This is a genomic window from Kumtagia ephedrae, from assembly GCF_003012745.1.
Taxonomy (GTDB): domain Bacteria; phylum Pseudomonadota; class Alphaproteobacteria; order Rhizobiales; family Rhizobiaceae; genus Kumtagia; species Kumtagia ephedrae.
Map to the genome: position 1 here is coordinate 277,108 of NZ_PXYK01000002.1, position 15,035 is coordinate 292,142.

A 15,035-nucleotide genomic window follows, 5' to 3' on the forward strand; every position below is an offset into this window, starting at 1 on the left:
TACGGGACCGCCGCAGAGCGGTCCCGTATCCGGTATTCATCCGAATGTCCGTTCGGCCGGACCCCCATCAGGCGGATTTGACCGATGACGAACCCAGCAACGAACCTGGCGGCCGAGGCGCACGGCATCGTCAAGCGCTTCGGCCCGATCGAGGTCCTGCACGACGTCGGGATTTCGATCCCGGTTGGCGATGCCCGTGCCCTGGTCGGCCGCAACGGCGCCGGCAAGTCAACGCTCGTCGGCCTTCTGACGGGTATCTACGCGCCCAACGCGGGGGAGATCCGGCTCGGCGGGCAGCCGGCGCCCGCGCTCGGCGACCGGCGGGCATGGCGCCAGCGGGTCGCCTGCGTCTACCAGCGCTGGATGGTCATTCCGCATCTGACCGTCGGCGAAAATCTCTTCCTCAACAACCAGCCGCGCAACGCCCTCGGCCTGGTCGCCTGGCGGCGCCTGCGCGAGCGCTCGATGGCGGCACTCAAGGACTGGGATCTCGACGTGCCGCCCGACATCGAGGCGTGGCGGCTGACGGTCGAGCAGCGCCAGATCGTCGAGATCGCACGCGCCCTGCTGCAGGGCAGCCGCTTCATTATCCTCGACGAGCCGACGGCGGAGCTGGAACGCAAGGAGGTCAACCGCCTCTTCGACCGCATCCGCGCGCTCCAGGCGAACGGCGTCACCTTCCTCTACATCTCGCATCATCTGGAGGAGATCTACGATATCTGCCGCACGGTGACGGTGATGCGCGACGGCCGCGTCGTCGCCGATGCGCAGCTTTCGCAATTCCCGAAGGACAGGCTGGTCGCGGCCATGGTCGGCGACGCGGCGATGGTCCAGCGCGAGAGCAAGTCCGCCGCGAAGACCGGCGGAGCGCCCGGTCTCCAGGTGTCGGGCCTTTGCCGCGGCGAGGATTTTCAGGACATCGAACTGAGCGTCGCGCCGGGCGAATGCGTCGGCCTTGCGGGGCTTGCCGGGTCCGGCAAGGACAAGGTTGCGGAAGCCATCGCAGGGCTGCTCGAACCCGACAACGGCACCGTTTCGATTCTGGGCAGAGCGACGCCGATGGGAGACGTGGTGGCGATGCGCGCCGCCGGCGTCGGCTATGTGGCGCGCGACCGCCACGAGCGCGGCCTGTTCCCGCTGCTTTCGGTGGCGGACAACCTAACCGCCACCGTCATGGACCGTTTCGGTCCGTACGGTTTCGTCTCGCCGGCGCGCCAGGCGGCGATGGCCGACGGACAGATCGCCACGCTCGGCATCGTCGCCTCCTCGTGCGACCAGCAGATCGGCCAGCTTTCCGGCGGCAACCAGCAGAAGACGATGGTCGGACGGGCGCTGGCCTCCGATCCGAAGGTACTGGTTCTGGTCGCGCCGACCCAGGGCGTCGACATCGCCTCCAAGCAGGCCGTCTACGACATCATCGACAAGGCCAAGGCGCGCGGCATGGCGGTGCTGATCGTCTCGGACGATCTCGACGAGCTGACCGTCTGCGACCGGGTGGAAGTCATCTTCCGCGGCAGGCTGAGCCGCAGCTTCCTGCCCGGCTGGAAGGACCACGACATGGTCGCGGCAATCGAAGGGCTTTACTGACATGGCGAGCACCGCATCCCGAAGCATTCCGGCCACCTCCGCCGGCTCGAACCTGTTCAGCAGGCTCAATCTGCGCGACCTGGTGCTGATCCCGGTGATCGCTCTGGTGATGGTCGTCGGCAGCTTCGTGTCGTCGTCGTTCCTGCTGCCTGAAAACCTGCTCAACGTGCTGCAGCAATCGTCCGAGCTGTCCATCCTCGTCATCGCCCAGTCGCTGATCCTGATTTGCGGAAAGTTCGACCTCTCGCTGGAATCGACGGTGGGCCTCGCGCCGATGCTCGCCGCATGGCTGATGATCGTCGACACCTATGTCGGCGGCTCCGGCATCGGCATCAGCGGATATGCCGGCATCGCCGTGCTGTTCGCCGTCGGGCTCGTGGTAGGCACGGTCAACGGCCTGCTGGTGGTCAAGCTGAAGCTCAACGCCTTCATCACCACGCTCGCCGTGCTCATCCTGCTGCGCGGCATGACGCTCGGCATCACCAACGGCCAGACGCTGTTCGACCTGCCGTCGGAGTTCCTCTATCTCGGCACGGCCAAATGGTTCGGCGCCCCGGCGTCGATCTGGATCGCTGGCCTGCTCTTCCTCTTCTTCGGGCTGATGATGCGCTATCACCGCATCGGCCGCGCTATCTACGCCATCGGCGGCAATGCGGAAGCGGCGCGCGTCGCCGGCATCCCGGTCGAGCGCATCACCATAGGCGTCTTCATCGTCGGCAGCCTGCTGGCTGCGCTTGCCGGCCTGCTGCTCACCGGCCGCATCGCTTCCGTCATGGCGGGCCAGGGCCAGAACATGATCTTCTACGTCTTCGCCGCGGCCGTCATCGGCGGCATCGGCCTGAACGGCGGACAGGGGCGGATGATCGGGGCGCTGACCGGCGTGCTGCTGCTCGGCCTGCTGCAGAACGTGCTGACGCTTTCCGGCATAGCCGCCTTCTGGATCGACGCCTGCTACGGCGCGATCATCCTGCTCGCGCTGATCATCACGCGGCTGAGCGGCGAAGCCCCTCGCGCCTGACGCGGCCAGCGCGAGCAGGACCGCCGAGGTCTGATCGGAGGCACCCAATCCGCAGTGGGGAAATCCTGTCCTGCAAGCCGGTTCCGTCCGGCCGAAAGACGAGCTACTTGCCGGCCCCCGCCAGGTCCGCCATCTCCTTGACCAGCACGAACATGTCGCGCTCGCCCCGGCCGTGCAGATAGGCGGCCTCGTATTGCTGGCGCACCTGCGCGGCAAGCGGCAGGGGGGCATGCAGGTCGCGTCCGACCGACAGCGCGATGTCCAGGTCCTTCATCATCTGCGTCACGGCGAAGGCGGGGTCGTATCTGCCTTCCAGGATCATGGCGCGCTTGTAGTCGAGCAGCGGGGTGGCGACCGCGCTTTTCGAATAGACCTCGATCGCGTCGGCGAGCGAGATACCGCCTTTTGCAGTGAAAGCCAGCGCCTCGGCCATCAGCGCCGCCATGCCGGCAAGCGTGGAATTGACGGCGAGCTTCATGTAGCGCGCCTGCTCGCCCTCGCCGAGCCAGAAGCGGGTCCTGGTGAAGCTTTCGAAAAGCGGCGTCAGCCGCTCGAACTCGGCGCGCGGACCAGAGACGATGCTGGTCAGCGCGCCCGCCTCGGCGGTCGCGGTGGAACCCGAAACCGGCGCGCGCAGATAGGGCACAGCCTTGGCCCCAAGCAGATCGGCCACGGCGGCCGAGGCTTCCGGCGAAAGGGTGCTGGTGTCGATATAGGTCTGCCCCTTGACGAGGTGCGTGGCCAAAGCGCCGTCAGCCGTAACGACCTCGTGGAGCGCCGCGTCGTCGGAAATCGAGGAAATGACGACGTCGCTGGCGGCGGCGAGCGCAGCCATGTCGCGCACCACCGGATAGCCCGCGGCGGCCGCCTTCTCCGCGCTGGCGTCGCTGCGCGCATAGGCGGTCAGCGCATTGCCCGCCGCGTGGATATGCCGGGCGATGGGCAATCCCATCTTGCCGAGGCCGATCCAACCTATTCTCATGACGGTCTCCTCCGTGAACCCGTTGTCCGATCGCTCGAACAGGCGCCGGAGGCGGAACCAAATGATGATGTCGTCCGCCACTCTCCGCAATGGCCTGCTCAGCTCGTGGAAGGCGCGGCCCGAAACCGCAGGTAATCTCCCGACCCAACGGGCGCCGACTACCGCTCAGCCGGCGCTGCGCCGGGCGACGGCTTCCTGCAGGATCTTGGCCCGTTCGCGCGCCTTGAACGTCCGGGCGCCGACACGGTCCAGAAGCTCCACGATCTCGCGCAGCTCCGCGCTGGCTATGCCCTGCGTGATGAAGACGATGCGCGTGCGGTCGTCCTTGTCCGGCCAGCGGTCGAGCCAAGTCATGGTATGCAGCAGATGCTGGGCACCCTGGATGACCGCCGGCTTGCCGCTCTCCCCGGCGATGTTGACCAGTCCCTTCACCCTGAGCAGGCCGGCGCCGAGGTTCTGGCTGATACCGTCGAGCAGGAACTGCAGCTCGTCGCGCGACAGCGGCGCCTCCCGCGTCAGCACGAAGCTTTCCACCCCCTTGCCACGGAGATGGTAGTGCGCCTCGTGGTGATCGTGGTCGTGGCCGGCGTGGTCATGATGGTGATGGCCGTGGTCGTGATGATGATGATCATTAGGGTTTTCGTGTGCAGCGACCTTCAACCAGGGGCGCGGATCGGCCTTGCTGTCGCCGGCGTCGAAGCCCTTGTCGGTCAGCAAGGCGGCCACCGCTTTCGGCGACCAGTCGACGATCTCTATTTCCGCCGCCGGATTGAGATCGGCGATGTCGCGCCGCGCCAGCGCCTCCGCCTGCGGATCACCAGCCAGGTCGAGCTTGGTGAGCAGCACGCGGTCGGCAAAGGCCACCTGGCGCACCGCCTCGTCGTGACGCTCGACCGTACCTCGCCAGTTGACGACGTCGACCAGCGTGATGACGGTGGCGACGCGATAGAGGCCGTCGAGCGTCGGCTCCGACAGGAACGCCTGCAGCACCGGCCCCGGCTCGGCAAGGCCCGAGGTCTCGATGACGACATTGTCGAAGGATGGAATCCGGCCGGCCGCGCGGTCGTGGTAGAGGCCGTTCAACGTCCCGACCAGGTCGCTGTGGACGGTGCAGCAGAGGCAGCCGTTCTCCAGCACCATGACCTGATCGCTCGACGAGGTGACGAGCTGATGGTCAAGGCCGACCTCGCCGAATTCGTTGACCACGACGACCGTGTTGGCCATGCCCGGCGCCCTCAGCGCCGCATTAATGAGCGTGGTCTTGCCGCTGCCGAGAAAACCGGTGACGAGAGTCACCGGGATGCGACCAGCACTGCTCCGTCGCGTTTGGCTTGCCATGGGATCGGCTCACTCTGGTCCTGGCCCGTCTCAGAACACCTCGCAGCCGGGCAGGCCGCAGGAGATCAGTCGATCGGACGGGAAATTGGTGATGATCTCGCAACCATCCTTGGTCACGACGACCTCCTCCTCGATGCGGGCGGCGCCGGTTCCGTCCTCGGCACCCTTCCATGTCTCGAGCGCGAACACCATGCCCTCCTTGAGCGGGGTGTTCTGGCCGCGGAAACGCTTGGAGAAGATCGGGCGTTCCCACAGCGACAGTCCGACACCGTGGCCGTACTGCAGCAGGAAAGCCTCCGCCTCGTCGCGATAGCCGAAGTCCTGCGCGTCCGGCCATACGGCGGCAACCTCGTCCGGGGTGATGCCGGGACGGATCATGTCGATCGAGGCGCTGATCCATTTGGAGGCGGTCTCGTAGGCGTCGATCTGCGCCTTGTTCGGCTCGCCGCAGATGAAGGTGCGGTAGTAGCAGGTGCGATAGCCGTTGTAGGAGTGCATGATGTCGAGGAAGATCATGTCTCCCGGCTGGATCATGCGGTCGGAGAAGGTGTGGGAATGCGGGCGGCCGCGCTGGCCCGACACGGAATTCACGCATTCGACCCGCTCCGAGCCCATGCGGAAGAGCCTGTCGTTGGCGATCGCCACGAGTTCGTTCTCCTTGGTGCCGGGGCGGATGGCGCGGGCGATGTCGACATAGGTGGCGTCGACCATGGCGGCCGCCATCTTGAGGAGTTCGATCTCGTCGGTCGTCTTGATCTCGCGGGCATCGAGCAGCGCCTGCTGGCCGTCGACCACCTCGATGCCTTCGGCCTCGAGCGCCCGGATCATCCCGAGTTCCATGATGTCTATGCCGAGCGGCTCCTTGTCGATGCCGTAATGCACCAGCGCCTTCTTGATCTGGCGGGCGAAATCGCGCGCGACGTTCATGTGCGGCGGGATGGCGCCCTGCATCGTCGTGAGCGGCGCCGCGACGTTGTCGGCGATCCAGGGCGAGGCGATGCGCTTGGCCGGCGGTGCCGGATCCCAAAGGAAGGGCGAGCCTTCGCCCGGACACAGCGCATATCGCATGAACTTGTCGCGCGCCCATTCGCCGATGTGGGTGGCCGTGACGTAGCGGATATTGTCAAAGTTGAAGCAGAGCACCGCGCCGAGACCGGCATGCTTGATGGCCCGCTGGGCACGGGCGAGGCGATCCTTGGAGAGCCGGCTGTAGTCGACGCCCTGCTCCCAGTCCTTGGCCATCTGGCCCCAGGAAGCCGTTGAATACGGGCTGTTGTATTTCATTTCGTGCGGCTCCTCTGCCTAGTCCATGCACTTTGTCGAAGCGGGGCCTTATGCGAACTCGGCTGCCCAATCCCGGGTTTCCAGTATTGCCTTCAGCCGCGACAGGAACGCCGCGGAATAGGCCCCGTCGAAGGCGCGATGATCAAAGCTCTGGCCGACCATGCCCGTCAGACGCGGCGCGACGAACGCGCCCTGCTCGGTCTCCACCACCGCGGGCTTGAGCCGGATCGCGTCGGTCGACAGGATCGCCACCTGCGGCGCGTTGATGATCGGCGCGGTGAAAGCCGTGCCGAACGCGCCGTTGTTGCTGATCGAATAGGTGCCTCCGGCGAAGTCGTCTCCAGTGAGTTTGCCGGTGCGTGCATTGTCGATCTGGCGCGCGATCGCCTTCGCCAGGCCAGGCAATGTCAGATCGTCGGCGCTGCGGACGACCGGCACCACCAGCCCGTTGTGCGACAGGTCCACCGCAATGCCGAGATTGACCTCGGAGGCGAGCGCAAGCTGGCTGCCGTCGAATTGGGCGTTGACCTGCGGAAACTCCTTCAGCGCGATGCAGCTCGCCCGTGCGATGAACGGCAGATAGGTCAGGGAAACGCCGGTCTCCGCCTTGAAAGAGGCCTTGCGCGCCGCACGCACGGTCTCGACCACGGTGTAATCCACCTCGATCGCCTGGAAGACGTGCGGGATCGTCTGCCAGTTTTGCGCCAGCCGCTCGCCGGTACGCTTGCGGATGGTATTGAGCTGCATGACGCTGCCCGGCAACGGAGCGATCGCCACTGGTTTCGGAGATGCCGGAGGAGAGACGACCGGGCCTGCCCCGCCCGTGTCCGGCGCGTCGGCGGGTGCAGGAGCGGCAAGAGCTGCCCGCACGTCCTTCTCGGATATCTTCGAACCGCCGGCCGCCGACACCTGCCTGGCGATCGCTTCGGCATCGAGGCCGTTCTGGGCGATGAGGCGGCGCGCCAGCGGGGTCAGCCGCAGCCCGAGCGGGCCTTTCGCGTTTCCGAACGATTCCGCCGGTGTCGCGACTTCCTCGAACGGCGAGCGCATGGTTGGAACGGGTGCCGGCGAAGGCGTGGCCCGACCATTGGCGGCAGGTGCGGCGGATGGCGCCGCAGCCCGCTGCGGAGCGGAAATCCGCGGCGTAGCGGCCGCCTCGCGCTCCCCGCCGATCACGGCGACCACCGCACCGACCTTGGCGACCTCGCCGGCCTGGACGCGGATGGAGGACAGCTTGCCGGCAGCGGTCGACTGCACTTCCATCGTGACCTTGTCGGTCTCGATCTCGAAGAGGTTGTCGCCTTCCCGGACCTCGGCGCCTTCCGACTTGAACCAGGTCAGGATCTTGCCTTCGGCGACGGTCTCGCCGAGCTGCGGCATGAGGACCTGGGTGCTCATCTTGCCGATCCGTTCATGCTGCGCGCGATCCGCTCGGCGATGCGCGGCGCGCCGGGCAGCGCCAAATCCTCGAGGTGGTCGGCGGCGGGCAGCGGGATGTGCGGCGTGGTGATGCGCACGATCGGCCCGTCGAGGTCCCAGAACGCCTCGTCGGCGACGATGGAGGCGATCTCCGCGCCCCAGCCGCACAGGCGCGGATTCTCCTCCACCGTGAACAGCCTTCCGGTCCTGGCGACGGAGTTGAGGATGGTGTTGGTGTCGAGAGGCACCAGCGAGCGCACGTCGATGACCTCGCAGTCGATGCCGTGCTCGGCGGCGAGCGTCTCGGCCGCCTGCAATGCGCGCGGCACCATCAGCGCCAGCGCCAGGATCGTCGCATCCTTGCCGGGACGCAGGATCTTTGCGGTGCCGAGCGTGTCGACGATCTCGCCGTCCGGCACCTCGCCCTTGATGGCATAGAGCGACTTGTGCTCGTGGAAGATCACCGGATTGTCGTCGCGCACGGCCGCCGCCATCAGGCCGATGACGTCGACCGGCGACGACGGCGCCACGACCTTCAGGCCAGGAATCATCATCGTCCAGTTCTCGATCGACTGAGAATGCTGGGCGCCGAACCGTGCCCCGCCACCGTTGCCGGTGCGAACGACCAGCGGGCAGCCGAGCTGGCCGTTGGTCATGTAGCGCAGCTTGGGGAATTCGTTGGCGATGTAGTCGAAGCATACGGCCGCGAAATCGGCGAACATGATCTCGGCGATCGGCCGCAGGCCAGTCATCGCCGCGCCCATGGCGGCGCCGAGAATGGCCTGCTCGGAGATCGGCGTGTCGCGCACGCGCAGCGGCCCGAACTGCTCGTACAGGCCGACCGTGGCCTTGAACACGCCGCCGGCCTTGGCGACGTCCTCGCCGAGGAACACGACGTTGTTGTCGCGCTGCATTTCCTGCGCGATGCCGCGCGCCACGGCGTCGCGATAGGTCAGTTCCGCCATGACCAGCCCCCATCGGCATAGACGTCGGTGGTGAGGATGTCGTCGGGCGCAGGGGGCGACGCCTTGCACGCCTCCGTCGCTTCCTCGACCTTGCGCTTGCTCTCAGCCTCGATGCCCTTGATCTCCTCCTCCGCTATGCCGAATTCGAGAAGGCGGGCGCGGTAGATTTTTACGGGATCCTTCTCCAGCCATTTCTCCAGCTCGCCGGCCGGACGATATTTGGCCGGGTCGGCGCGCGAATGGCCGGAATGGCGATAGGTCATGCACTCGATGAGCGTCGGCCCCTCGCCCGCCCTCGCCTTGCCGAAAGCGGCCAGTGCGGTGCGATAGACCGCATCCGCGTCGTTGCCGTCGATGACGATGCGCTCGAGCCCATAGGCGGAGGCGCGGTCGGCTGCCGGATGCTCCACCGCGGTGACGTCGCCGATCGGCGTGTATTCCATGTAGAGATTGTTCTCGCAGACGAAGACGACCGGCAGCTTCCAGATGGCGGCGAAGTTGAGGGCCTCGTGGAAGGCGCCGATATTCGTCGTGCCGTCGCCGAAGAAGCAGACCGATACATCGCTCTCACCCAGATACTGCGCACGCCAGGCGGCGCCGCACGCAATCGGAAGGTGCGCCCCGATGATGGCGTAGGATCCCATCACGCCGTGCTCGACCGAGGTCAGGTGCATCGATCCGCCCTTGCCGCGCATCAGGCCGTTGTCGCGCAGCATCAGCTCGCCCAGCACCTTCTCCATGGGAACGCCGCGCGCCAGCGTGTGGGCGTGCCCGCGGTAGGTGCAGAAGGACTTGTCGCCAGGCCGCATGGCCACCGCCATGCCGGCGGCGATCGCCTCCTGGCCGAGCGACAGATGGCTCGTGCCCTTGATCAGGTTCTGGAAGAACAGGTCGTTGGCGCGCTTCTCGCAGTCGCGAATCTCAACCTGGAGGCGAAACATCTCGCGTCTGAGATCGGCGCCGATATCGTCGTTTGTCAGGCCTTGCGAGCCTGATCCATCTTTCTTCTTTGTCATCGTGGATCCACCCTAGAGGCCCGACCATGCCAAAGTCGTTCCGGGGAGACACGGCCCAATATTCTCAAAATGGATAATTGATTGCCGGCCAGCCCGGCCTCCGGAAACCTGATGCGACGGGGAACGGACGGGGGCCTTCGAGCCTCTGGCCTCGCATCGCACAAACTCTCAAAATGAGAATTCGCAGGACTGCACTCTGTTTTGACGGTGTTAGCATCGCCCCTGAATGAGGAGGAGAATTGCCGGTCCCGGCATAACCGGGCGGCGCCATGGGCAAGGGCTTCAGCTTGAGGAGGCTGACGGCCTACCCGCGGAGGCACGTCGTACATTCCTCCCCGTTCCTTGCTTCTGGTTCGCTCTGCGCGACGGGCTTTGTCCGGCGGTGTGTTCGATTGTCCGAACGGCAGCGGCCGTCCCGAGCATGAACTGCAAGGATCGCCGGCGGCGACTTGAACAACACGAAGGGAGGAAACGATGAAAGGCATGTTGACGAAGAGCGCCCTGCTCGCGGTGCTGATCGCGGGCACGGTCGCTGGCACGAGCCACGCGCAGGAGGCCAAGGAGGGGTACAGCGGCAAGCCGCGCACCATTCTGTGGGCATCGACCGACATCCAGTATTCCGACACGTCGCAGTTCAAGAAAGACGGGCCCTACGTCATCGGCTTCTCGAACGCCTCGATCTCCAACGTCTGGCGCGTCGGCCTGCTGCATGCCGTGCAGAAGGCGGCGGCCGACAACAAGGACAAGATCTCCAAGCTGATCATCACCGACGCCAACGACGATGCGGCCAAGCAGGTATCGGACGTGCAGGACATCCTGCAGCGCGGCGTCGACCTGCTGATCGTGTCGCCGGCGACCGCCCAGGAACTCGATCCCATCGTCAGCCAGGCAATGGCGCAGGGCGTGCCGGTCGTGCTCGTCGACCGCCGTGTGACTTCCGACAATTTCGTCTCATTCATCACCGCGTCCGACCAGGTGCTTGGCCGCCTCTACGCGCAGTGGATCGTCGAAAAGCTCAACGGCAAGGGCAATGTCATCATGCTGCCCGGCCTCGCCGGCGCCAGCCCGGCGGAAATCCGCATCGCCGCCGCCAAGCAGGTCTTCGCCGAATATCCGGACATCAAGATCATCGACATGCAGTACACCGAGTGGAGCCCGGTCAAGGGCAAGCAGGTGATGGCCGCACTGCTGCAGAAGCACGGCAAGGCCATCGACGCCGTGTGGTCGGACTCGGGCCTCCAGGCATCGGGTGCGCTCGAGGCCTTTGTCGAGGCCGGGTGGGAAGACGGCACGATTCCGCCGATCACCTGCGCCGATCTCAACGGCTGCATCAAGCAGGCCGTGCAGCACAAGGTGCCGGTGCTAAACTTCGACTATCCGCCGGCTATGGGCGGCGTCGCGGTACAGGTTGCGCTCGACGTTCTGGCCGGCAAGCCGGTGCCGAAGATCTATGCGGTGAACTCGGACATCTCGATCTCCAAGGGCGACGAGACCACGTCGGTCAAGGCCGATCGCTGGGCCGAGGACTATGCGCGGCTGGACAGGTCCAACGATCTGATCCTGTCGACCGGGCTCGGCTCCGATTACGATCCGACGACGTTCAAGGTCGACTATCCGCAATGAGGACAGCCGGTGTCGCCGCGGCACGGTGGCGGCGCCCGGTTCGAGGCCGGCTTTCGAGATTCCGGAGCCGGCCAACCCACCGTTGGCCGCGCGACACCGGCTGCGGCGGCCGTCGCCTCGGCCTCGCTGTCGCGGATGGCTCCCGAGCGTGACGATTTCGGGGCCGGGTGCCCCGAAGTGCTCCTATTGCCTGACCCGCGGCGCGTCCGAGCCGGCGTCCGCCCGCAAGGTCCGGTTCGCGGGCGGTGTCGCGCAGACATAGCGGGCTTCGCGCCGGCCCGGATCGATCAGGCACCCGAACGGCAAGCGGCCCAGACGCGTACCGGCCGCCTTTGTGATAACGGAGGCAGACGATGATAGTTTTTCCTGCGGAGGATCACACGTTGCACCGCATGACGGACTATGAGCTGCTGCGCATAATCAATTTCCTCGAGCGCATCCGCACACCATACGACGAGAAGCTCCGGAATGCCGATCCGGATCCGGTATGGAACATCGTCCTGTTCCTGATGAAGAGCCATCTGCGCGGCGACGTCGTCACCATGTCTTCTCTCGCCCTGGTGTCGCAAATCCCGTTCGCCAGCGCGATGCGCCGCATCCACCGCCTCATCGAGGACGGCGACATCGAGAAAAGGCAGCGAAATCCGGGCGGCAAATCCTACAATCTCGTGCCGAGCCAACGGCTCAAATCGAACTTCATTTCCTATGCGATGAAAGTGAAGGTGCTGCTCGCCGAGACTTTCGGCCTGGGTGCCGGCAATGCCAACGTCGACGATTACTATTTCGGCGGCTCCTACATCGTCGACCAGATCATCCCGCCGCTGAAGATCATGGAGAACCGCAATTCGCCGACGCAGGACCTGCGCTTCCTGCTCAACGACGACAATTATTTCGAAGCCATGCGGAACATGTGGTCGGATTTCCGCAGCAAGCTGTCGTCCCGTAAGAACTTCAAGCTTCTGGCGTTGCCCGAGCTGCACGAAGAGCTCTTCCGCAACGCCCGGCGCAGGGAAAGCGAATACGACGTCATCTGCATCAACATCCCCTGGCTCGGCGAAGCGGTAAAGGGCGGGATCGTGCAGCCGCTCGGCGAGTATCTGCGCGACAGCAACCTGAATCCTCTCGATTTCCACCCCAACATCTGGAACACCGGGCATTGGGGCGGGCAGCAATACGGCGTGCCGATCTATTCCACGATCGAAACGCTCGCCGTGCGCAAGGATCTGTTCGAGCAGCACAAGCTGCATTCGCCCACCACCTTCGACAAGGTGCTGGAAGCCGGCCGGGCACTGCACAACCCCAAACGCGGCATGCAGGGAATCGTGTGGAACGCGGCGAAAGGCATGCCGGTCGCCCACTCCTTCATGTTCTTCATGGGCTGCTGCGGGGTGCCGGTGATCAATGCGCCGATGTCGCGCGTCGCCTTCGACTACAACAACATGACCGGCGAAATGTACCGCCCGCGCGTGCTGAGCGAGCAGGGCTTTCGCACGCTCGACTACATGCGCCAGCTTCTCGCCATCTCGCCGCCCGACATCCTGCTGATGGATTGGAACCGCGCACTCGACTGCTTCATGCTGGGCCGCGCGGCAATGATCTACTGCTGGACCATGCGCGCCTCGCGCTTCGAATACGACATCCATTCCGTGGTGAAACGCAAGGTCGAATACCTGCCGCACCCGCACGGACCAGGGGGTGCGACGGTCAGCCCTATCGGCGGTTTCCTGCTTGCCATCCCCGCCGGCCTGCCGCCGGAGCGGTCCAAGCTCGCATTCGAGTCGATCTCGTGGATGGCCTCGCCCGCCGCCATGAAGGAGCATGTCAAGAACGGCATTCCGGTCGCACCCCGTTTCTCGGTCACCGCGGACCCGGAAGCCGCGGCGACGACGCCGATCGTGCGCTTCGCCGACCGGCTGGCCAAGCAGAACAAGCTGCACACATGGCAGCGCCCGCCGATTCCGGAATATGCGGTGGTCGAGCACATCCTCGGCGAGGAAATCTTCGCAGCGCTCAACGGCGAGCTGACCGATCGCGAAGCGCTGGAGCGCAGCCAGAATCGAATCGACAAGGTGATGCGCGACGCCGACCACTACTGATCATCATCTGTCGCTCTCCACTTCCAGCGCCGCCGGTGACGCCGCTTTCAGGAAGTGGCAAGCCGGTCGCTACGGCCGAAACGAGTATCGCAATGAGCCGACTGCCAACCTTGCCGAAGGCGATCAAGTTGCGGGGCACGACCCGACTACCGGCCGTCGCGCGATCCGCTGCGAAAATCGCTAGCGCGACCAGGTCTCGGCGTCGATCACACGGTCGTGGATCGATTACTGGTCCTTCTTGAACAAATCCTGGAAGATGAGCGGACCCCAAGTGCGGCCGCGTGCGTGCACCAGCGCGCCACCCTCGTTGAGCTTTCCCAGCTTGACGGGTGCGAACCCGAGCTGTTTGGCCAAATCCGCCACGGGAGCGATCGCGTCCTCGTCGTCACCAGACAGAAAGACGACCCGGTGCCCGCCCTCGACGATCGGATCGGCAGCCAGGATGGCGGCAACCAGGTGATTGAAACCTTTCACGAGCCTTGCGCCGGTGAACGCCTTGGCGACGAAGGCGGAGGACGGGAGGCCGTCCAGCTCTTCAGGAAGAACGCCAAACGTGTTCGTCGCGTCGATGACCGTCTTGCCTTCCCAGTTCGGCAGGGCCTTCGCCACCTCGCGGTGCTCCCAGAACGGGACCGCCAGGATGATCGTGTCGGCCTCGATTGCATCGCGCAGCGACTTGGCGACGACCCTGGGTCCAATCGCCAGAGCCTCTGGCGCCAACGCCTCGGGCGGCCGGCGGCTCGCGACGGTCACGTCGATGTTCTTACGGGCGAAGGCGTGGGCGAGGGCCTGGCCTATCTTGCCGAATCCTATGATCGCATAGCTCATGATATTTCTCCGATCCGTGTTGATGTGTGAACGTCCGCCGCGAACACTTCCGGCGATCCGGCGCGATTTCAAATGGCCGAGAAGCCGCCGTCGACAGCCAGTTCCACCCCGTTCACGAAGCTCGAATCGTCGGACGCAAGAAACAGCGCGGCCGCTGCGATTTCCTCAGGAAGACCCATCGTTCCACGCGGGATCAGGGATTCGAACATCTGCTTCGCTTCGGCGGTGAGAACCTGGTCCTGCATCGGTGTGGCGATCGGCCCCGGGTGCAGCACGTTCACCCGGATATTCCTGCCCTTCAGCTCATTGAGCCAACCGCGTGCGAATGCGTGCAACGTCGCCTTGCTCGCCGCATACACGCTGTAACCAGGAAAGCCTTTGAGCGAAGCAACGGACCCGGTCATGAAGATCGATCCGCCGTCGTTGAACAGCGGCAACGCCTTCTGGACCGTAAACAGCGTGCCGCGCGCATTCAGGTTGAAGGTCGCATCGAAGTGCTGCTCGGTAATCTCACCCAGCGGGACGCCTGCGCCCACGCCGGCGCTCGCATACAGGATGTCGATCCTGCCCTTTTCCCGCTTGACCGTGTCGAACAGGCGGTCGAGGTCGTCGAGATTGGACGCGTCGCCGCGCACGCCGGTCACGTTCCGGCCGATCAGCTTGACGGCCTCATCCAGCGCCTCCTGCCTCCGGCCCGTGATGAAAACATAGGCTCCCTCCTCAACGAACCGGTTGGCGCTTGCCAGCGCCATGCCGCTCGATCCACCCGTGATGACTGCAACCTTACCCTCAAGCTTTCCCATGACTTATCCTTTGCTCCGTCCTTGGTCTTTCGGGGACGCCCCCGAGAACCTCAACATGGGTCCGCCGGAGTCAGGC

Annotated in this window: 12 protein-coding genes; 4 read left to right on the plus strand and 8 right to left on the minus strand. The window is 65.2% G+C overall.

The window, feature by feature from the left end; translation table 11 throughout:
• Window positions 1-84: 84 nt before the first annotated feature.
• Both C7I84_RS03065 and C7I84_RS03070 read left to right on the plus strand, forming a co-directional pair.
• The gene (locus C7I84_RS03065) at window positions 85-1,587 is read left to right on the plus strand and encodes a sugar ABC transporter ATP-binding protein (protein WP_106770681.1); all 1,503 of its coding nucleotides are present in this window, start codon (window positions 85-87) and stop codon (window positions 1,585-1,587) included.
• Between the two features lies 1 nt (window position 1,588).
• Window positions 1,589-2,605 (plus strand): ABC transporter permease, encoded by a 1,017-nt coding sequence (locus C7I84_RS03070; RefSeq protein WP_106770682.1) that lies wholly within the window; start codon window positions 1,589-1,591, stop codon window positions 2,603-2,605.
• 103 nt (window positions 2,606-2,708) lie between these two features.
• On the opposite strand, the gene C7I84_RS03075 is transcribed toward C7I84_RS03070, so the two are convergent.
• The 6 genes from C7I84_RS03075 to C7I84_RS03100 form a co-directional block, all read right to left on the minus strand.
• Complete coding sequence (locus tag C7I84_RS03075; protein WP_106770683.1) at window positions 2,709-3,668, minus strand: NAD(P)-dependent oxidoreductase; 960 nt, start codon at window positions 3,666-3,668, stop codon at window positions 2,709-2,711.
• Window positions 3,669-3,752: 84 nt separating this feature from the next.
• Window positions 3,753-4,883 (minus strand): CobW family GTP-binding protein, encoded by a 1,131-nt coding sequence (locus C7I84_RS03080; RefSeq protein ID WP_165815963.1) that lies wholly within the window; start codon window positions 4,881-4,883, stop codon window positions 3,753-3,755.
• A gap of 72 nt (window positions 4,884-4,955) precedes the next feature.
• Window positions 4,956-6,209: a M24 family metallopeptidase gene (locus tag C7I84_RS03085; RefSeq protein WP_106770685.1), complete on the minus strand. Its 1,254-nt coding sequence runs from the start codon at window positions 6,207-6,209 to the stop codon at window positions 4,956-4,958.
• Between the two features lie 48 nt (window positions 6,210-6,257).
• Complete coding sequence (locus C7I84_RS03090; protein WP_106770686.1) at window positions 6,258-7,607, minus strand: dihydrolipoamide acetyltransferase family protein; 1,350 nt, start codon at window positions 7,605-7,607, stop codon at window positions 6,258-6,260.
• Window positions 7,604-8,593 carry an alpha-ketoacid dehydrogenase subunit beta gene (locus C7I84_RS30500; RefSeq protein ID WP_106770687.1) on the minus strand — a complete coding sequence of 330 codons (990 nt, stop codon included), beginning with the start codon at window positions 8,591-8,593 and terminating at the stop codon, window positions 7,604-7,606. The genes C7I84_RS03090 and C7I84_RS30500 overlap by 4 nt, the downstream gene beginning before the upstream one ends.
• The gene (locus C7I84_RS03100; protein ID WP_106770688.1) at window positions 8,581-9,609 is read right to left on the minus strand and encodes a thiamine pyrophosphate-dependent dehydrogenase E1 component subunit alpha; all 1,029 of its coding nucleotides are present in this window, start codon (window positions 9,607-9,609) and stop codon (window positions 8,581-8,583) included. The genes C7I84_RS30500 and C7I84_RS03100 overlap by 13 nt, the downstream gene beginning before the upstream one ends.
• A 474-nt stretch (window positions 9,610-10,083) precedes the next feature.
• On the opposite strand from C7I84_RS03100, the gene C7I84_RS03105 reads away from it, so the two are divergent.
• Together C7I84_RS03105 and C7I84_RS03110 are read left to right on the plus strand one after the other, a co-directional pair.
• The gene (locus C7I84_RS03105) at window positions 10,084-11,232 is read left to right on the plus strand and encodes a substrate-binding domain-containing protein (RefSeq protein WP_106770689.1); all 1,149 of its coding nucleotides are present in this window, start codon (window positions 10,084-10,086) and stop codon (window positions 11,230-11,232) included.
• Window positions 11,233-11,585: 353 nt separating this feature from the next.
• Window positions 11,586-13,328: an extracellular solute-binding protein gene (locus tag C7I84_RS03110; RefSeq protein ID WP_106770690.1), complete on the plus strand. Its 1,743-nt coding sequence runs from the start codon at window positions 11,586-11,588 to the stop codon at window positions 13,326-13,328.
• 225 nt (window positions 13,329-13,553) lie between these two features.
• On the opposite strand, the gene C7I84_RS03115 is transcribed toward C7I84_RS03110, so the two are convergent.
• Window positions 13,554-14,156 carry an NADPH-dependent F420 reductase gene (locus C7I84_RS03115; RefSeq protein WP_106770691.1) on the minus strand — a complete coding sequence of 201 codons (603 nt, stop codon included), beginning with the start codon at window positions 14,154-14,156 and terminating at the stop codon, window positions 13,554-13,556.
• A gap of 68 nt (window positions 14,157-14,224) precedes the next feature.
• A complete protein-coding gene (locus C7I84_RS03120) occupies window positions 14,225-14,959 on the minus strand; it encodes an SDR family NAD(P)-dependent oxidoreductase (protein WP_106770692.1) in 735 nt (244 codons plus the stop codon).
• Window positions 14,960-15,035 lie beyond the last annotated feature (76 nt).